Below are 18,435 nucleotides of genomic sequence, written 5' to 3' on the forward strand. Positions count from 1 at the left end.
AGAGCAGCATGTTACGAGTTGGAAGCACTTTACCAGAAGTCGATTTTAGCCTTTTAGTTGACGGAGAAATTACCAATCCTGGTACTAACGAGCTTTTTTCTGAAAAACGCGTGGTAGTGTTTGCCGTGCCGGGAGCGTTTACGCCAACCTGTTCACATTCTCACTTGCCAGGCTACATCGCATTAGCTGATAAAATAAAAGCTAAGGGCGTAGACAGTATTATATGCCTTTCGGTAAACGACGCATTCGTTATGGACGCGTGGGGTAAAGCAAATAATGCGGAGCATATTACTATGCTTGCCGATGGAAATGCGTTTTTCACCAGCCAAGTAGGCCTAGATATGAATACAAGTAACTTTGGTGGCGTACGTTCGTTGCGCTACTCGATGCTTGTTGAAGACGGTGAAGTGAAACAGCTTAACGTTGAAGATCCAGGCCGCTTTGAAGTGAGTGATGCAGAGTCTATGTTAAAAAGTTTATAACCACTTTCGACACTACTTATCCATTGAAAAACCCGCTTTTTAGCGGGTTTTTGTTTTCTAGCGTATTTGTAAGAAAGAGTTAATGTACCTGAGACTCATTTTTATTAATATAACGCCGCTTTCGTAATCTATCGCATAAAAAAGTGCGCTCAATTGAGAAAAACTCGATGACTATCAGTGCTTTTGACCGCTTGAGAAAGGAGTCTGCTGCGGGCATGTAGTGAGTACACAAGGCGATTAAGTCACTTTAAACCTGTGTTAAAACGGACCAGTATTGAGTGAGTTCATGCTCTTGAGCATAGGTATACAACCGGTAGCCAAGGTGAGTTGCCTTTACTTAGTTAATGATAATAAGTATCATTTGCGCAGATGCCAACGTTACAGAACAATGTTTTAGGAACAAGTATGACAGCAACATTGAAAAAAATGAGTGCTCTTTTGGCTGTATCAGTGATGTCACTATCTATGGTGACAGGACACGCGATGGCGAATGGAGCTATAGGCGACCATGTCAATAATCTGCATGCTCATATCGGTGAATACACTGAAGAAGTCGAGTGGTTGGAAAGCAAGTTTGGCGGTGTGGTAGATGCCTACGCCAACAAAGATAAAAGCCTTAAAAGTGACGCCCTAATGGAATATTGGGAAGAAGTAGATTTTCATTCGGCAATTGAAACTCAGTATGTACCTATTTATGCCTCAATTTGGCAGGGTATATACGGCGTAAAAGTGGCCATTGATGACGGCAAACCTATTGATGTAGTACGCCACGAGCAAGAGAAATTGAACCACGCCTTGTGGCAAGCGCTGGGCGCAGTTAAACTTGCGTCGCAATATCAAAAGCGTGGACTGGTTGGTGAAGTGCAAACCACCGAAGTTGAACCAACTACAGGCCCAGCTGTTATCGACGATATTAAAACTCGACTAGATCGCGTTGTGGCCAAATACGCAGAGCAGCTTAATGAAGTGGCTACCACATTAGTTCACGATACTTACCTTCAGCGCTTTGAAGGGGTAGAAGGCGACCTAATTGCAAAAGACGCTGCGTTAGTTGAGTCGTTGGAAAAAGATTTTAACGTTACATTGCCGCAAGCTATCTCCCAAGATAAAGGCGTAGACGGTGTGCGTAGCGTGGTAGAAACCATGCAAAGCAAACTCGATAAAGCGCGTGTACTGCTTGTAGAAGCAGAAAAAGGCCGTAAAGACGTATTTTAAGGAACCTAGATGCAACGAAGAACATTCTTACAAGGTTTAGCTGCCGCAGGTGTATTGGGCTGTGTACCTTTCAGTTTAGCCCAAGCCGCATCTGTAGTCGGTAGCGTTTCTGTAGAATCGCTACCCAAGTTAGAGGGCGATCTAACGCTGTATTTAGGGCGTGGAGAAGGTGGGCTTTACGAGAATGTTCTCGATGCGATTAAAAAGCGCAATCCTAAGTTAAATCTTAAAATTCGCCGCGGTGGTTCTGCCGCGTTGGCCAATACCATTGTGGCTGAAACTAAAGCAGGCGTGAAGCGGGCTGACTTATTCTGGGCGGTAGATACGGGCTCTATTGGTATGGTTACCGATTCGGGAGCAGCAAAACCCCTTCCTGCAAGCATTACCAATCAGTTAAAGCCCGGTTTTCAATATCCTAGCTGGTCTCCGGTAACGGGCAGAGTACGTACGCTACCGTACAATACCGAGCGAGTTACTCCCGAACAAATTCCTGATAGCGTAATGGCATTAGCCGACAGCGATTTAAAAATTGGCTGGGCGCCTGCATACTCTTCATTTCAGTCGTTTGTTACGGCAATGCGCGTACTAGAAGGCGAAAAAGCCACTCGCATGTGGTTAAAAGGCATTAACCGCAATGCTAAGAAATACGCTGGTGAGCTTGGTGTAGTCATGGGCGTAGAGCGCGGTGAAGTGGATATCGGTTTTGCCAATCATTATTACACCTTACGCTTAAAATCGGGCAAACCTGACGCTAATGTGGCGTTAGCCTACACCAATAACGATGCGGGCTGTTTGGTAAACGCTTCGGGTATTGTAGCCCTAAGCGATGGCGATTTACCCGTTAACTTCATTCGTTATTTACTGACCCATGAAGTACAAAGCTACCTTGCTCGAGAAGCGTATGAAATTCCAATGGTGCAAGATGTGGCTGCACCAGAAGGGTTGGCGAGTTTGACCTCGCTGTCTCCTCCTGAACTCGATCTTCGCAAACTTGCAGACTTGCGCCCAACCCTAAATATGATGAGGGATGTTGGCGTACTGTGACAAATTGGCCAAAGTCGTATCCACTGGCACTACTCATTGCGCTGATGGCTTTATTGCCCGTCGGCGTTTTGTTTTCTCTAGCTCAAGACAGTGCGCAATTATTCGATACCCATAATTTACGAGTACTAGGCAACACGGTTGCATTAATGGTGCTGACCATTATTGGCGCAGTGATTATTGGTGTGCCGCTGGCAATGTTTACCGCCTATGTGCAACTGCCGTTTAAACGATTTTGGCTAATTGTATTAGCCGCTCCGCTGGCGTTACCAAGCTATATTGGCGCGTTTGCCATGTACTTCTCGTTTGGCCGCGGTGGCGAAATAGAAAACGTGCTGGGTATTACCACGCCACCTATCAGCGGTTTGTGGGGATCGGCACTTGTCATGAGCCTGTATACCTACCCGTTTGTTATGATGACCACGCGTTCTAGCTTACTTAGTTTAGACGCCAGTTTAGTGAATGCGGCTCGTACGCTAGGGCTTTCATTAGGTGCAAGCCTTTGGCGTGTAGTACTGCCTAGAGTGGTAAACAGCATTGCGGCTGGGGCATTGCTTGCCGCGCTTTACGCGCTTTCCGATTTTGGCACCCCAGCCATAATGGGCCTCGATACATTTACCCGCGTTATTTTCGTTGAATACAATGCGTTTGGTTTAAGCCAAGCTGCCATGTTGAGCTTGCAGCTTATGGTAATTGTGGGGCTCATCCTATTTATTGAGAGCCGCATTAGTGGCGCAACAGAGCGCCCTGGTCGACACCTGTCACTTTTTCCTGCGCGTTGGAAGTGCAACTTAATGCTACTTTCTGCCATGCCTATTGTGTTTATGGCAATTGTTTTGCCTCTCGCTATATTTACCCTTTGGCTAGTGCGAGAGGGAACCGGTGGCTTTGAATTAAGCTACGCATGGAACTCTGCTCACGCTTCTTTCCTCGCGGCTCTTGTGGCGGTGCTATTGGCTATTCCTGTTGCTCATGCTGCTATTGCAGGGAAAGCAGGCCGTTTGATGGAGCGTATTACGTACTTTGGCTTTGGCGTACCTGGCATCGTTATGGGGACTGCACTGGTTTATGTTGGCCTGCAGCTTCCTGCGCTATATCAAACCCTAGGTTTATTAGTTATGGCTTACGTGCTGCGCTTTTTGCCATTGGCAGTAGGCAGTGTAAGAACCACCGCTGAAAATATCGACTCAGGCTTAGTAAAAGCGGCAAGAGTACTTGGCGCAAGCCCCAGAGAAGCCTTTACACGAATTACGCTACCGCTAACCCTTCGTGGTATGATTGCGGGTGCTGCATTAGTCTTTCTAGAAGCTATGCGAGAGCTCCCGGCTACCCTTATGCTTGGGCCGACGGGGTTTGAAACACTAGCTACTTATATGTGGCGTGTTTACGAAGCAGGCTATTTTGGCCGCGCCGCTGTGCCGGGCTTGCTGCTAGTTTTATTATCAGGCGTTGGGTTAGTGCTAATGCTATCGGGCGAACGCAAAGCCCAATTTACCGTTACCGAGGATGAACGTTCGTAATGCTAAGTGTCAGTAATTTGTCAGTGAATTATGGGTCTACCCGCGTTGTCGACAAGTTAAATTTAGAACTTGGGCAAGACGAAATACTCATGTTGGTAGGGCCTACAGGCTGCGGTAAAACCACTATTTTGCAGGCGTTAGCGGGCCTAATACCGTTATCCGAAGGTGAAATTCGCCTAGGTAAGTGGACAAGTACGCCGGCTAAGCACGTTCCGCCTGAAAAGCGCAATGTAGGCATGGTGTTTCAAGACTTTGCGCTGTTTCCTCACCTTACTGTGCAGCAAAACGTATGTTTCCGTTTAAAAGACACCTCCCTTGCCGATCATTGGCTAACGCTGTTGGGACTAGATAATTTTCGCGACGTTAAGCCAGCCAGTTTATCTGGCGGTCAAAAGCAGCGTGTGGCGTTAGCCCGTACACTTGCTCATGAGCCTGCGTTTGTATTACTTGATGAGCCCCTATCAAACCTTGATGCTGCGCTAAAAGACAGCTTGCGTTGGGAAATACGCGACGCTCTTAAAAAAGCGGGCGTACCTGCTATTTGGGTGACTCACGATCAAGAAGAAGCGCTCAGTGTGGGTGACAGAATTGGCATTTTGAACAAGGGCGTTTTAGAGCAGTTAGACACGCCCGAGTCGTGCTACTCAACTCCAAACAGCCGCTTTGTAGCGCGCTTTATGGGTGAGGCGAGCTTTCTGAAGGCTCAATTCGACAATAGCGAAAACAATGTAGATAACACCGTTATTACGGATATCGGCAATGTTCCTGGTACACCGCTTCAAAATGCTCATGGCGACGTAGATTTATTGGTAAGACCCGATGACTTAAGTTTAGATGCAAGTCATGCCTCGCCAAACGGTACAGTAGACTGGGTACGCTATGAGGGTGAAAGTCGACTTTATGCTGTAACTCATGATAACGGCAGTCAGCTTAAAGTGCGCGTAAGCCACGAGAATGCGATTAAGCCAGGTGAGCGTGCGCATATGCAGCTTATTACTACCCACCCGTTAGCCGTATTTCCAAGAGAGGCTTAATACGTGATTAAACGCGATGTGATAGTGCTTGGAGCAGGTGCTGCTGGGCTTTTTTGTGCCGCGCAGGCTGGTGCACGAGGACGTAGCGTAGAGGTGCTTGATCACGCCAAGAAAGTGGGGCGTAAAATATTGATGTCTGGCGGTGGGCGATGCAACTTCACCAATATGTACGCAGGCCCAGAAAACTTTTTGTCTCAAAACCCCCACTTTTGTAAGTCTGCCCTGAGTCGATATACCCAGTGGGATTTCATTAGCTTAGTTGCCGAGCACGGCATTGCTTATCATGAAAAAACACTGGGGCAGCTCTTCTGTGACGACAGTGCAAAAGACATCGTTAATTTACTGCTAAAAGAGTGCGAAAAAGCCAAGGTGGCGGTCACTACGCGCTGCGAAATATTGTCGGTAGAGAAGCGCGAAAGTAAGTACATACTATCTACCTCAAATGGTGACTACGAATGCGAGTCTCTAGTGGTTGCTACTGGCGGCTTGAGTATGCCGAAGCTTGGGGCTACGCCCTTTGGCTATAAAATTGCTGAGCAATTTGGTTTAAATGTACTGCCAACTAGAGCGGCCCTGGTACCATTTACCTTACACGATAAAGACAAAGAAACCCTTGCCGATTTAAGTGGTGTAGCCGTAGATGTTTACGCAAGCTGCAACGACACCACCTTTAAAGAAGCCATGTTGTTTACTCATCGAGGGCTAAGTGGCCCTTCTATGCTGCAAATATCCAGCTACTGGGAAGCAGGAGATACGTTAAGTATTAACACCACTCCTGATAATGACCCTCACGAGGTATTAAATAGCGCGAGGGCACAAACTCCCGATGCGTTGCTTGCTACCTGCTTAAATAAGATTTTTCCTAAACGTGTTTCGCAAAGTTTTATCGAGTTAAACGAATGGCGCAACGTGCCAGTTAAGCAACTCTCTCACGGGGAATGCGAGAGTATCGCAAACACGTTAGAAAACTGGCATATCAAGCCAAACGGCACAGAGGGCTACCGCACAGCTGAAGTGACGATTGGAGGTGTGAATACCAATGAGTTATCGTCAAAAACCATGATGGCCAACAACGTTGAAGGGCTGTATTTTATTGGCGAAGTGGTTGATGTAACAGGCTGGTTAGGAGGCTATAACTTCCAATGGGCGTGGAGCAGCGGCTGGGCAGCCGGGCAGGTGGTGTAGTTTTTTGCGGCAGTAAAGTGCGCAACTAGCGTCTGCCCGCACAAACTCGTTTTACTCAGACACAAACTCATCTTTTTCCTTCGAAGAGGGCAGCAAGATAATAATAAAAATGAGCACTGCTGTAATGATTAGAAAATACTTTTCCAGAGAACGATAGGTTTCCATGGCTTCAGCGGCATTTTTACTGATTGCTAGCTTGTTCTTTCCTTCAGCAAGCTGAATATCTGAAAGTTTATCCAAGTCACTATTTAGCGCCTTGAGTTCGAGCAGTAGTGTTGCAATGGCGGCGGTATCGACTGGCTGCTCTTCAGCAAATGAGATTTCTTTTTCTAAAGTCACAAGCTCATTAAAACTAGTTTCAAAGTGATTCAGCGTGAACGCTTCAAAATCAGTTAAATAAGTTTTCTTAAACGCATTAATAATGGCAAAGGCTTGCTTGTTAACCTTTTCGTTCTCGCTCGTGAAAAAAGTATAGTTTTGAGCCGCAAGTGCGACTTCCTTCTCATGCAAGAAACCAGCGAGTTCGTAAATCATTCCGTTAACTACAAGACGATCTTCGTAAATCTCCTCGATAGAGTCCTTCACATTGTTAAAGCTATTTAAGTTGGTCTCGCCCATTGCATACACCAATGCAAGTGACGTAAGAAAAACAACGATACATAGCCCTTTACTTGCCCAGCTCATGATACCTCCTTTCACGCTACTTTACAGACACGCTGAACACCAACGCTAGTTCGTTAGTCGTTTATAGGGCTGTAAGTTTTATGTTTACCATTTGTGAAATGATAGGTGCAGCGGCGCGCAGATACAAGGTTGCTAATCGCAATGTTGTCGCTGGTATATGAGGGCGCCTAACATGTAGGCGCAAAAAAGGATGTGTACAAAGTGTTAACTAGGAATAGACGTAATGGGTTGATAACCCTCTATATCTAGCTCTTCATTGATACAAATAAGTAAATATTCGTCAAGTGATAAGCCGTCTGTGCCTTCATCTTCGGCAAGTTCTGCACAGTAAGCTTTGTACTCAAGAACAAGTTCTTTGCTTGCAACGGGTCTATCGTCAGCAAACGCGGTTGCAGAAAAAACTAACCCTGCCACTAACCAAATATATTTCATGTTATCTCCCAATAAGTTCATTCAGTGAACGGATTAAGCTTAAAATTAATTGGCCAAAATACGAGCAAAATAATATGACCGTTAAGGACAAATTATTTCGTTCAAATACTGCTGTTCATCCATTGATATAGCATCAAAAAAGTCTATATTCCGCGCAATTAACTCAATGTCGCACGTAGTGTGCGACATGTACTTATTTGGAATTAAAAATGATAACAACATTAATTGTTGTCGATTCGCTATCTGATGCTCATCAACTGCACTTTCAAAATTGCGAAGTGGTTGATTTTGAGCAATACCTTTCACAATTCCCCAAGCGTGGGGAAGGCAAAATGCGCGTTATCAATTTGTGCGCCACCGATCGCTATTTAAGTAAGGGCTATTACTGTTCATTGTTAGCTGAAGCGCGCACGCACAAAGTACTGCCAAGCGTGAATACCATTAATAATTTGATCATTGAAAGTGAAGAGCAGTCGCTTCAAATGAAAACCGTTACGCTACCTAAATTGTTGAGCGATGAAGCTATTGATGGCAGTAGCTGTGATGTGTTTTTTGGTACCACTAAAGCTGTATCGATGAGCGCAATCGCCAAGTTTGCCTTCGAACGTTTTCCAGCGCCCTTTTTGCGTGTTTCGGTAAGTAAACAATCGAGCGCTACGGTAATGACGGTAGGTTTTGGCGATTGGTGCACGGCTAACGGCGAAGATAAATCAGAGTTAGCCAATGCGCTTCAACACTACGTAGCAAAAACCTGGCTACGTGGAAGTAAGCAAAAACAAGCCCGCTGGGATATGGCGATTTTATGTAATGAGAATGAAGCGACACCGCCTAGCGACGCTAAAGCAATTAAGCATTTTATTAAAGCGGCAAAGCTTGTGGGTATTAACGCTGAAGTAGTCAATGCGGCCCAAGCAGCAGCTAACATTACTCATTATGATGCGCTTTTCATTCGTGAAACCACGGCTATTAACCACCCGACTTATCATATTGCTCGCAAGGCAGAGCAGGAAGGGTTAGTGGTGATAGACGACGCGACCAGTATTTTGAAGTGCTGTAATAAGGTGTATTTGCACGATGCGTTTAGCTATCACAAGGTGCCTTCGCCACGCAGTCACTTTGTGTCTGACAATACGGCATCAACGTGCCAAATGCTAGCGGATGAATTTGGTTTTCCAATGGTACTGAAACTGCCAGAAAGCTCATTTTCAATGGGCGTATTTAAAGTAAAGGATAATGACGAGCTGAAAGATAAGCTTGAAACCATGCTAAACGAATCTGCACTGGTGTTAGTTCAAGAATATATCTTTACCGAATTTGATTGGCGCATTGGCGTATTAAATGGCCGGCCTATTTATGCATGTCGATATCACATGGCCCGAGGGCACTGGCAAATATACAACCATGACGCGAAAACCAATACGTCAGGTGGGTTTGAAACTCTGCCAACCTTTGAAGTGCCTAAGCCGGTGTTAGATGCAGCGATAAAAGCATGCTCAATGATTGGTAAAAGCCTGTACGGCGTTGATATTAAGCAGGCCAACGGCAAAGTGTATGTCATTGAGGTGAACGACAACCCCAGCATTGAGGCTAAGGTTGAAGACCTTTACCTTGGAAAAGAGCTTTATATGAGCATTATGCAGGAGTTTGTAAACAGGTTGGAAGCCCGTGGACGCTAGCTTTAAGAGCCAGGCACAACATTGTCCATCTGAGGTTAGTTTTCGACTGGCAAAGGCAAGCGATTTAGATGCCCTAGAACACATTGAGCAACGCAGCTTTGATAGCGACAGGCTTTCGCGCAGGCGTATGCGCTATTGGATAAAGGCGGAGCACGGCATTTTACTGCTAGCTGAAAGTGGCAGCGGCATTGTAGGTTACGGCCTGGTTATTTTGCGCAAAGGCAGTCGTTCTGCTCGCCTGTATTCTCTAGCGGTACTCGGTGAAGCTAGGGGGCAGCGTATAGCGCCCTCGCTTTTGCAAAAGCTTGAAGCGTTAGCGGCCGAGAAACAAAAGCTGTTTATTCGCTTAGAAGTGGCCGAAGATAACAAAGCAGCAATCAAAATGTATAAGCAGTTAGGTTATCGCAAGTTTGGTATTTATCGGCAGTACTATGCAACAGGTGCCGATGCGCTGCGCTTTCAAAAGCCCATACAGTATGCAAGCGCTATTGGCCCTCAACAGCACTACCCGTGGTACAAGCAAACTACGGCGTTTACGTGTGGACCAAGTGCCTTAATGATGGCAATGAAGTATGTGCAAGAGGATACGCGGTTTGACCAAACCACTGAAATAGCCATTTGGCGCCAGGCCACCACTATTTTCATGACCTCAGGACACGGCGGTTGCCATCCCTTAGGTTTGGCGTTAGCTGGGCACCAGCGGGGTTTCGACGTTGAAGTATATTCCACACAAATAAATGACTTATTTGTAGATGGCGTGCGCAGCGAACACAAAAAATCGATTATGCGCATTGTAGAGCAGGATTTTATTGAACGGGCTTTAAAGGCCAATATAGTAGTACATAAAACAGACATTCAGCTGGCTGAAATTGAAGCGGCACTAAGCAAAGGTTACGGCGTTATTTGCCTTATTAGTACATATCAATTTCACGGGATAAAAGCACCCCACTGGGTGGTAATAACTCATGCTGATGAACGTTGCTTGTATTTACACGATCCTGACGGAAGCGAAGGGTTTTATGATGAGGCCGGCGTGAGGCTAGATAGTACGAATCACAATGGTGGCCTTGGCTTAAACGGCATAGCTGTGAGTGACGCAGATACAGCCGATAGCGAAGATATTGATTTAGATTATCAGCACCTGCCTATTCTAAAGCAAGACTTTGCATCATTGTCTGTGTTTGGCAAAACAAAGCTACGAACGTGCTTGGTGATTAAGCCTCGGGGTTCGTAACTTGGTCTTCTATCTCTACTAATGAATAACAGATGATGTACTCTGCTCACTTGATTTAGCGTTTTTGTCATGGCCTAAATCAACCGTGGCGGCGTCCTCAACTAACGCAGTCATTGCATCGATAATATCGAGAAAACGCCCAAGTTGAGCAGGAGATAGGTCTTTAGAAAGGTGTTCAATTTTATTGATGAGTTGCTTAGTGGGTAAACGCATAGTCAAATTCTCGTCGTTTTAGCTCAGGTTTAAGTTAACTGAACATAGACTTACAATTTGCTTGCCAAGTTTTGAGGGGATTATCAAAAATACTTATACGGGTGGTGACCTAGCGGCCTTGGTAAATTAAGAAATAGAGTTGCGAATTTGGGTTAATGTCATACCGGTAAGGCGTTTAATAAAGCGCCGAAGGTTCGTAGTATCAGTTACAGAGAATGCCTCTGCGAGCTGTTGGGTGTTTGCCCTACATGTTTTTACCATCATAATAGCGTGTTGCTTTTGAATGCTGTCGCTAAGTTGCTTGAAGCTCATGTTGTGCTCAGCTAAACGACGCTTCAAGGTGGCAAGACTCATGGAAAGTGTTGAAGCAATTTGCGCTGCTGTTAAGTCAGGCTTTTGTACTAGTAAATCTTGGATCCGTTCGGTCAATGCATATATAGGTTGCCTGGACCACGATGCCACACCGGTTGTAACCCACTCCTCATCGGCAAGTGAAAAGCGCTTCTCCCACGCCTCACGAGGAATTTTGATCATTGTCACAGGTTGTTCAAAAGAAAGCCGCGTACCTAAAAACTCCTCGTAATCGTAGATATTGCGTGGACGAGCCCATTCAAAATCAAAACTTAAAGGGAACCGTTTGTCTGTTCCTTGACGAACAATAGATACCATCCAAGCAAAGGCTATTTCTACCTGAAAAGACCAGTTCTCTTTTGCACCAAAACTATCTTGAGGTACAAGGTAAACCGTATCGTCGTGATAATACGTTCGCCAGTGAATAAGTGGCATACAGCTCCAGCGCATTTGAGAAAGAAGCTCAACACAATGCGCTACGTTACGGCATCTCAATAGGATAGATAGCACGCCTAGCATGTGACTAGAGGTTAGCATTCGCCCTATTTGTAATCCTGCGTCTCGGCTCTTCACACTCTTTTGAACTCGCTGGCTCAATAGTAGAAGCTGTTTAGCACTTAAACTTCTGCCGTTAGCAATATCTTCTATGAAAAGCCCTGTACCCCTTAGCAATGCATCGCTTTCGATATGTTGTGAAATACTCACATCAACCATAGCCTGCGCTAGAGGCCAGGCGGTTAAGTGTTTGTCAGTAACACCTAGAAGCGATGATTTGGGTATGGTGTTAGGGTGATTAGGCTGCGTGTGCATGCTGCTTATCTAAGCTTTGATTGAGTTTTAGGATGGTTGCGTTTATGTCAGCCATACTTACTATTTCCATTGCAGCGTGACGAGCACTCAAACAAATAGCGGTATTACACTGGTGGGGATAAAAAGCAAAATGATGAATACTTTCGCTGAGTTGGTGTATGCAGTTTGCTGAATCAACCTTTTCATCTTGCAGCAATAAAATAGCGAAGCGGTCTCCAGCAAACCGGCAAACTAGCGCGCCACTTGGAAGTGATAGCGATAGCATTGAGGACAATCCTCGTAAGTAGCGGTTACCTTCATTATGCCCGTACTGGCTATTAAACTGACTAAAGTCATTAATGTCTAACATCACTAACGTTTTATATGAGCGAGGTTTATGGGCGAATGCTTGTTCTAAACGCATCATCCAGTGCTCTCCGCTGTATAACTGAGTTACCGGATCGAGGTCTTCCGTATTGCGAACAAAGCCCTCTCTTGTTTGCCACTGCGCGTTAAGCGTCAACTGTTCTTTATGCCATTGCCAAACAGCAAAAGTGGTCATTACCATGCCGATAGAGGCAGGGATAGATTCCATCATAGAAACCCAATTAGACGAGGCTGAGTAGTCCATAAACTCATCCATCAAATCCAAAAGTGAAGAAAACAGGATAAGGTTAAGGCCTATCACTAGCAATTGAGTTAACTTCCCCGAAGGACGACTAATCAGAAGTGCCAATATCCACAGCAATAAGACTAGGGTCACACTCCCTTCACCCAATACATCAAGCCATTCAATACCTGAGGATTCTGGCGTGCCCGCTAAAACGCACATCGCAAAGGCGAGTATAGGAAGTGTTAGTGACAACAAGAACAAACCTTGATGCCGTCTTAAATGTGAAACCATGATGAATAACCTAAATACCGTGATATGTGCTGTTTAACGTAATCTACCTTGGCGTAGTAGTGTTATTTTGGCTCACGATTATGACAGTTTAACGATGTGCAGCACCCTGATAGTCGATATTTTGGCTATTAATTCAATGTAAACAGTGGTTTGGGTGCAGGTCATTTTGGCTCAGGGAAATGGCGAGTAGGGCTTTGTTTATGTTTATCTGTGTACTTTTGGCGGTTAGGTCAAAAAACTGTCACGGAAACGTCATTTATTCATCCTACTTTGTGCTGGCTCTCACACAATCAGAAGAACTCAGGTATGCACACTAGAAAATTATCTCTTATCGCCATTGCTTGCTCGGCAGCGTTGCAATTTACGGCACCTCAGGCAATAGCGGCCGATGCGTCGCAGGTAGTAGGCGTAGTCACCAACGTAAACAGCAGCAAATTATTTGCTGGCGCCAAAATCGATATTCAGGAGTTGGGCATAAGTGTTTATGCCGATAAAGAAGGTCGTTTTAGAATTCCACGCATTGCACCAGGCACTTATACGGTTGAAATTGATTATTTAGGTACAGAGCCTTCCACGCAAACAATTGTCGTTGGCGATGATATTACCAATGTTACCTTATTGGTTGGTGCTGCCAACGATACTATTGAAGAGCTACTGGTACGTGGGCAACGAAGTGGGCAAGCGACAGCAATTAACAAACAGCGCATGGCTGATGGCATAACATCAGTCGTGTCTTCGGATGCGATTGGTCAGTTCCCAGACCAGAACGCTGCGGAGTCTTTACAGCGCTTACCGGGCCTTTCAATTGAGCGTGATCAGGGTGAAGGGCGCTTTGTAGGTATTCGCGGAATCGACCCGAATTTGAACAATGTCACCATTAACGGTTTGAATATTCCTTCTCCTGAAGGCGGCGTTAGGTCGGTAGCCCTCGATGTTATTCCTTCTGAACTCATTAGCAGTTTAACAGTTTCAAAGTCTGTCACCTCTGATATGGATGCCGATACCATTGGCGGTAATATTGAAGTAAAAAGTGTGAGCGCGTTTGACCGAGCCACTGACAGCGCCTCATTTACGGCACAATTAAGTCAAAACGAACTTCGCGACGCCTTGAGCCCGAAGCTTGCAGGCAGCGTCACCCATAAAATAAACGATAAATGGGGCATTGCTGCTGCACTAAGCTACTTTGATCGTGAATTCGGCTCGGACAACATTGAAAGTAATGGCGATGATGAAATTGAGCAGCGTCATTATTCCATAACGCGAGAGCGTCTTGGTGGAGCGGTAAACATTGATTTTCGTCCAGATTTTAATAATCAGTATTATTTACGCACCTTATATAGTCGCTTTTCAGACTCAGAGTTCAGACAAGCCAACGTTTTCGTATTCGATGGCGATGACTCAGAAGTAGAGCGCGAAAGTAAAGACCGATTTGAAGAACAAAGTATTTTAAGCATATCTGCCGGTGCAGAGCATGAACGCGACGCATGGACGATAAGTTACCAAGCTGGCTATTCGCGCTCTGACGAAGACGAACCTGATGCGCTTTACTATGTTTTCACCGGTGCAGATGCAGGTATTGATGGCGATTTAGAACAACGTATTCCCCAACTTACGGTACCTGAAGCACTTAACGACCTTGGCAACTACGAACTCGATCAAATGAGTTTCGAGCGCAATAACGCAAAAGATACGGAGTTGAGTTTCCGTCTCGATATCGCTAGAAGGGTAGACTGGTTAAGCAGTGAAGGTGAAATGAAGTTTGGCTCTAAATATCGAGCACGAGAAAAAAACGCTGCGGCCAATATTTCGATTTTTGACGGTGGGTTTGATGGTTTTGATAACGCCACATTTGCCACCGCTTCTCCAGAGTACACCCTCGGAAATTTTGGACCAGGGCTTAATCGCGGTGCGCTAAGAGACAACTTCAATCAGCAACGCAGTCGGCTTGAATTGGCTGAGTTAGATTCTCGCATAGAGTCTCAGGGCAATTCCTTTAGCAATGATGAAGATATCTTTGCTGCCTATGCCATGACCCGCTTTGACTGGGAAAAACTTCGCTTAGTGGCTGGTTTGCGTTATGAGAGCACGTCGTACAGTACCGCTGGCTCTCAAGTATCGTTAACCGAGAATGAAGACACAGATAGCGTTGATTTAACTATTGAGCCAGTCAACGCCTCCCGCGACTACGACAACCTTTTCCCTAGTATTAACGTGCGTTATGCGTTTTCTGAAAAACTCATAGGTCGCGCGGCTTTTACTCAAACCCTTTCCCGTCCAAGTTTTGAAGATGCAGCAGCGTTTCAAATTATTGAGGCGAATGTGAGAACGGAGGATGGCGAGCAGGTAATTGAGCGTGAGGCAAGCGTAGGCAATCCTGAGCTATTGCCCTATGAGGCTGATAACTTCGACCTAATGCTTGAGTACTATCCAGGGAGTATTGGCGTTTTGTCTGCCGGATTATTCCACAAGCGTATCGACAACTTTATTGTTGAGGCAAATGTGGCGGGCACTGGGCCATGGGAAGGGTTCGAAGAAGCTTTTCAACCCGTTAATGGTGAAGAAGCCACCCTTACAGGGTTAGAACTAAGCTGGGTTAAGAGTTTCAACAATGGACTTTTATTCTCGGTAAACAGCACATTTTCTGATTCTGACGCGCTCACTATTCTTGATGGCGAACGCTTTGAAACTAAGTTACCCAATCAATCTGACACGGTTGGTAATGTGGTTGTAGGTTATGAGAATGACTCGCTAAGTCTGCGTTTAAGTATGACTTACAAAAGTGACAACCTTGAAGAAATTGATGATGGCATGTTGCGCATTGAAGATGATCACCAGCAAATTGACTTCGTTGCCAAATATTACATAAACAACGATATGCAGGTGTATTTCAATGGCATCAACTTAGGTGACGAACCTATGTACCACTATTTTGATGAGCGTAATCGCAATGCCCAATTCGAACAGTATGGCCGTACCTTTGAAATTGGCTTTATTTGGCGTACTCAGTAATGGGATGTAATGCAAACATGAAAAAGACTTTCTTGTTTACGCTTTCCATCGTTCTTATAGGCCTTGCTAGCTTTTCGCTAGCAAGCCACGAGAACCACGAGATCTACGATAACGAGTACTATAGCGAAAATGCGATTAAAGGCCTTGAGACAGTAGAAGACGGCTTTAGCTTTCTGGTACTAGGTGATTGGGGCCGAAATGGCCACTTTCATCAACGAACGGTAGCGAAATGGATGGATATTGCAGCGGCACAAGCAGATGCTGAATTTGTTGCTACAACGGGAGATAACTTTTACAGCAACGGTATAGCCTCTATTCACGACCCTTACTGGCGCAGTTCATTTGAAGACGTGTATACCGGCCCAAATTTGTTTATCGACTGGTATGCCACATTGGGCAATCACGATTACAGAGGAAATTGGCAAGCGCAAATTGATTACAGCGACATCAGTCGTCGGTGGCAAATGCCGGCGCCTTACTACGCTAAAACAGTTGATGTTTCCGATAATGCGTCTGCGCTTCTATTGTTTGTAGATACTAGCCCCCTTAACCCTGCATATGAGTCAGAGGAAAAATATGCGGCGGCGATGGCGCAAGATGGCGATGCGCAACTCGCTTGGATCCATAAGCAGCTTAGCGAATCAAAGGCAGAATGGAAAATTGTAATAGGTCACCATCCGTTGTATTCCAGCGGCAAGCGCTATGGCAAAACGAGCGGTATTCGCAATGTGATTGAACCAGTGCTAGAGCAGTACGGCGTTCAGGCGTATTTTGCGGGTCATGAGCACGATTTGCAGCACAATCGCGCTGCCAATAAACAGGTGGAGCACTTTGTTTCTGGTGCCGGTTCTGAGCTGCGGCCCGTTAAGCAGCGGGAATTCACCTTGTTTGCTGAGTCTCAAGCGGGTTTTGCAATAGTGTCGATGGACAGTACTCAGTGCCTAGTACAATTTGTTAATAATAGTGGAGAAGTGATTTATCGCTATACCATTTCTCTTAGTAAGGATAAGTAATGTTTCATCGCTTTTTGACTTATAGTGTTGTTGGGCCTTGTTTGGCAGTGTGTGCCCTCGTGTGTCAGGCCGCCCCCAAGCCTCTTCTTACCCATATTTCAGAGAATGTGGAAATTTATGCAAGTCATAGCATTGATGAAAACAATCAATTGTTGGTGCATATCGACCCACTTACACAAGCGCTGGTGGTAAGTGCCGTTACTTCATTAAATAGCCGCTTTGATATTAGAGAGCAATACCGCTCACCACCACCTGATGCCGACGTTGAAACACTGTGTGTATTCCAAGATACACAGGGTATTGGCGCGTTTGTTTTCGACGCACGAGGGATGGCCTCACAACAATACCTCTACCTTCAATCTAACGCACAATGGCGACAGGTAGCCATTCGTGATTTTTCGATGGGTGGCGAGCCAGAATACTGCATGGTGGATAACGCTTCTGGTCAAATCTACATTGCTGAAGAAGGGATAGGAGTGTGGCAAATGTCGGTAGCACCCGAATCTGAGCTGACGCGATATTTATCACCGTTAGAGCTAGATGAAGATACTGTTTCTATTGCGCTGATATCGGCGGAAAAAGGCGAGTTATCTGACGAAATGGGCAGGGTGCATTCGTTTAATGTTAAGCCACCGGACTATCAACGCGGTGATTTACCTATGTTGATTGCCGATGGACAAACTGACCCGGTACAGCGATTCGGTGACGCTGCTGACGACCCTGCTATTTGGGTAAACAATGAAACACCTGGGCGTAGTCTTATTATTGGAACTGACAAAAAAGCGGGGCTTGATGTTTTCGATTTGAACGGTAAACGGTTACAGCACCTTCCCATTGGAAAAGTAAATAACGTTGATGTTCGACAGTCGGTGCAATTTGGTGAAAATAGGATGGATTTAGCGGTAGCGAGCAATCGTAGCGGCAATCTGCTAAGTGTATTTGCTATAAACGGAAAAAACCGCAGTGTAATGCATATTGGCGATGTGTCGACACCATTAAATGATATTTATGGTCTTTGCCTTTACCAACCAGAACAAGGCCTAGAGGTACTAGTTAACGACACTGACGGAACCTATTTGCGCTACGCGTTAACCGTAGCCGGTGACACGGTAAGTGCATCGCTAATGGAGCAATTTAATGTACCGAGCCAACCTGAGGGTTGTGTAGCTGACGATAAACACCAACAGCTATTCTACGGGGAAGAAGCAAGCGGTATTTGGCTGCGCAGTTTGGCAGGCGTTCAGCAAACAAGCACGCGAATAGCCGGTTTGAGCGATTCAGTACATGCAGATATTGAAGGAATGGATATCTATCATGTTGATGGCAAACGTTATTTAGTTGCTTCTAGTCAGGGAAACGATAGCTATGCGGTTTATGCAATCGATAATGATTTTGACTGGCTGGGAAGCTTTCGTATTACTGCAGATATCGAGAACGGCATTGATGGCGCATCCGAGACCGATGGTCTTGCCATAAGCAGTGTAAATCTTGGTAGCCGCTATCCCCAGGGACTGCTAGTTGTGCAAGATGGCCGAAACGTTATGCCTAGCGATAAGCAAAACTTTAAGCTGGTATCAGGCTCAAAGCTGGCTGAATTTATTCGAAAGCACCGTTAAACAAAAGCCGTAAAAAAGAGCCGTGTAAAAAACGCGA

Annotated in this window: 16 protein-coding genes; 11 read left to right on the forward strand and 5 right to left on the reverse strand. The window is 45.5% G+C overall.

Annotated features, from left to right (window positions below; genetic code table 11):
- Positions 1-8 precede the first annotated feature (8 nt).
- The 6 genes from GTQ48_RS09975 (at position 9) to GTQ48_RS10000 (ending at position 6,477) form a co-directional block, all read left to right on the forward strand.
- Positions 9-482, forward strand: coding sequence for a peroxiredoxin (locus GTQ48_RS09975; protein ID WP_032094690.1), 474 nt, complete (start codon positions 9-11; stop codon positions 480-482).
- A 405-nt stretch (positions 483-887) separates the two neighbouring features.
- On the forward strand, positions 888-1,697 hold the full coding sequence (locus tag GTQ48_RS09980) for a hypothetical protein (RefSeq protein ID WP_163106554.1): 810 nt from the start codon (positions 888-890) through the stop codon (positions 1,695-1,697).
- Positions 1,698-1,706: 9 nt separating this feature from the next.
- Positions 1,707-2,741, forward strand: coding sequence for an extracellular solute-binding protein (locus tag GTQ48_RS09985; RefSeq protein ID WP_163106555.1), 1,035 nt, complete (start codon positions 1,707-1,709; stop codon positions 2,739-2,741).
- A complete protein-coding gene (locus tag GTQ48_RS09990) occupies positions 2,738-4,258 on the forward strand; it encodes an ABC transporter permease (protein WP_163106556.1) in 1,521 nt (506 codons plus the stop codon). The genes GTQ48_RS09985 and GTQ48_RS09990 overlap by 4 nt, the downstream gene beginning before the upstream one ends.
- Positions 4,258-5,292: an ABC transporter ATP-binding protein gene (locus GTQ48_RS09995; RefSeq protein WP_163106557.1), complete on the forward strand. Its 1,035-nt coding sequence runs from the start codon at positions 4,258-4,260 to the stop codon at positions 5,290-5,292. Before GTQ48_RS09990 ends, GTQ48_RS09995 begins: the two co-directional genes overlap by 1 nt.
- Before the next feature lie 3 nt (positions 5,293-5,295).
- Positions 5,296-6,477 (forward strand): aminoacetone oxidase family FAD-binding enzyme, encoded by a 1,182-nt coding sequence (locus GTQ48_RS10000; protein WP_163106558.1) that lies wholly within the window; start codon positions 5,296-5,298, stop codon positions 6,475-6,477.
- Positions 6,478-6,528: 51 nt separating this feature from the next.
- Here GTQ48_RS10000 and GTQ48_RS10005 read toward each other — a convergent pair whose 3' ends face one another.
- A complete protein-coding gene (locus GTQ48_RS10005; protein WP_163106559.1) occupies positions 6,529-7,161 on the reverse strand; it encodes an MCP four helix bundle domain-containing protein in 633 nt (210 codons plus the stop codon).
- 204 nt (positions 7,162-7,365) lie between these two features.
- On the reverse strand, positions 7,366-7,593 hold the full coding sequence (locus GTQ48_RS10010) for a hypothetical protein (RefSeq protein ID WP_163106560.1): 228 nt from the start codon (positions 7,591-7,593) through the stop codon (positions 7,366-7,368).
- Positions 7,594-7,802: 209 nt separating this feature from the next.
- On the opposite strand from GTQ48_RS10010, the gene GTQ48_RS10015 reads away from it, so the two are divergent.
- Entirely contained in the window at positions 7,803-9,269 is a 1,467-nt protein-coding gene (locus GTQ48_RS10015) for a RimK family protein (protein WP_163106561.1), read from the forward strand.
- Positions 9,259-10,503 carry a peptidase C39 family protein gene (locus GTQ48_RS10020; RefSeq protein WP_163106562.1) on the forward strand — a complete coding sequence of 415 codons (1,245 nt, stop codon included), beginning with the start codon at positions 9,259-9,261 and terminating at the stop codon, positions 10,501-10,503. The genes GTQ48_RS10015 and GTQ48_RS10020 overlap by 11 nt, the downstream gene beginning before the upstream one ends.
- A gap of 18 nt (positions 10,504-10,521) precedes the next feature.
- Here GTQ48_RS10020 and GTQ48_RS10025 read toward each other — a convergent pair whose 3' ends face one another.
- From GTQ48_RS10025 to GTQ48_RS10035, 3 genes are all read right to left on the reverse strand, one after another.
- Positions 10,522-10,716 carry a hypothetical protein gene (locus GTQ48_RS10025; RefSeq protein ID WP_163106563.1) on the reverse strand — a complete coding sequence of 65 codons (195 nt, stop codon included), beginning with the start codon at positions 10,714-10,716 and terminating at the stop codon, positions 10,522-10,524.
- A gap of 126 nt (positions 10,717-10,842) precedes the next feature.
- Positions 10,843-11,877: an AraC family transcriptional regulator ligand-binding domain-containing protein gene (locus tag GTQ48_RS10030; RefSeq protein WP_163106564.1), complete on the reverse strand. Its 1,035-nt coding sequence runs from the start codon at positions 11,875-11,877 to the stop codon at positions 10,843-10,845.
- Positions 11,861-12,760, reverse strand: a complete 900-nt coding sequence (locus tag GTQ48_RS10035; protein ID WP_163106565.1) for a GGDEF domain-containing protein — start codon at positions 12,758-12,760, stop codon at positions 11,861-11,863. Before GTQ48_RS10035 ends, GTQ48_RS10030 begins: the two co-directional genes overlap by 17 nt.
- Before the next feature lie 306 nt (positions 12,761-13,066).
- Here GTQ48_RS10035 and GTQ48_RS10040 point away from each other — a divergent pair, with 306 nt between their 5' ends.
- From GTQ48_RS10040 to GTQ48_RS10050, 3 genes are read left to right on the forward strand one after another with little or no spacing between them, the layout of a single operon-like run.
- Entirely contained in the window at positions 13,067-15,769 is a 2,703-nt protein-coding gene (locus tag GTQ48_RS10040) for a TonB-dependent receptor (RefSeq protein ID WP_163106566.1), read from the forward strand.
- Between the two features lie 17 nt (positions 15,770-15,786).
- Positions 15,787-16,782: a metallophosphoesterase gene (locus GTQ48_RS10045; RefSeq protein ID WP_163106567.1), complete on the forward strand. Its 996-nt coding sequence runs from the start codon at positions 15,787-15,789 to the stop codon at positions 16,780-16,782.
- Positions 16,782-18,398 (forward strand): phytase, encoded by a 1,617-nt coding sequence (locus tag GTQ48_RS10050; RefSeq protein ID WP_163106568.1) that lies wholly within the window; start codon positions 16,782-16,784, stop codon positions 18,396-18,398. The genes GTQ48_RS10045 and GTQ48_RS10050 overlap by 1 nt, the downstream gene beginning before the upstream one ends.
- The last annotated feature ends 37 nt before the right edge of the window (positions 18,399-18,435 follow it).

It is taken from the genome of Alteromonas genovensis, from assembly GCF_010500895.1.
GTDB lineage: Bacteria > Pseudomonadota > Gammaproteobacteria > Enterobacterales > Alteromonadaceae > Alteromonas > Alteromonas genovensis.

Coding starts and splice junctions, on each gene's coding strand:
- GTQ48_RS10010 (WP_163106560.1), bottom strand. CDS start 7,593: ATGAAATATATTTGGTTAGTGGCAGGGTTAGTTTTTTCTGCAACCGCG.
- GTQ48_RS10005 (WP_163106559.1), bottom strand. CDS start 7,161: ATGAGCTGGGCAAGTAAAGGGCTATGTATCGTTGTTTTTCTTACGTCA.
- GTQ48_RS10035 (WP_163106565.1), bottom strand. CDS start 12,760: ATGGTTTCACATTTAAGACGGCATCAAGGTTTGTTCTTGTTGTCACTA.
- GTQ48_RS09980 (WP_163106554.1), top strand. CDS start 888: ATGACAGCAACATTGAAAAAAATGAGTGCTCTTTTGGCTGTATCAGTG.
- GTQ48_RS10045 (WP_163106567.1), top strand. CDS start 15,787: ATGAAAAAGACTTTCTTGTTTACGCTTTCCATCGTTCTTATAGGCCTT.
- GTQ48_RS09985 (WP_163106555.1), top strand. CDS start 1,707: ATGCAACGAAGAACATTCTTACAAGGTTTAGCTGCCGCAGGTGTATTG.
- GTQ48_RS10050 (WP_163106568.1), top strand. CDS start 16,782: ATGTTTCATCGCTTTTTGACTTATAGTGTTGTTGGGCCTTGTTTGGCA.
- GTQ48_RS10025 (WP_163106563.1), bottom strand. CDS start 10,716: ATGCGTTTACCCACTAAGCAACTCATCAATAAAATTGAACACCTTTCT.
- GTQ48_RS10030 (WP_163106564.1), bottom strand. CDS start 11,877: ATGCACACGCAGCCTAATCACCCTAACACCATACCCAAATCATCGCTT.
- GTQ48_RS09995 (WP_163106557.1), top strand. CDS start 4,258: ATGCTAAGTGTCAGTAATTTGTCAGTGAATTATGGGTCTACCCGCGTT.
- GTQ48_RS09975 (WP_032094690.1), top strand. CDS start 9: ATGTTACGAGTTGGAAGCACTTTACCAGAAGTCGATTTTAGCCTTTTA.
- GTQ48_RS10015 (WP_163106561.1), top strand. CDS start 7,803: ATGATAACAACATTAATTGTTGTCGATTCGCTATCTGATGCTCATCAA.
- GTQ48_RS10040 (WP_163106566.1), top strand. CDS start 13,067: ATGCACACTAGAAAATTATCTCTTATCGCCATTGCTTGCTCGGCAGCG.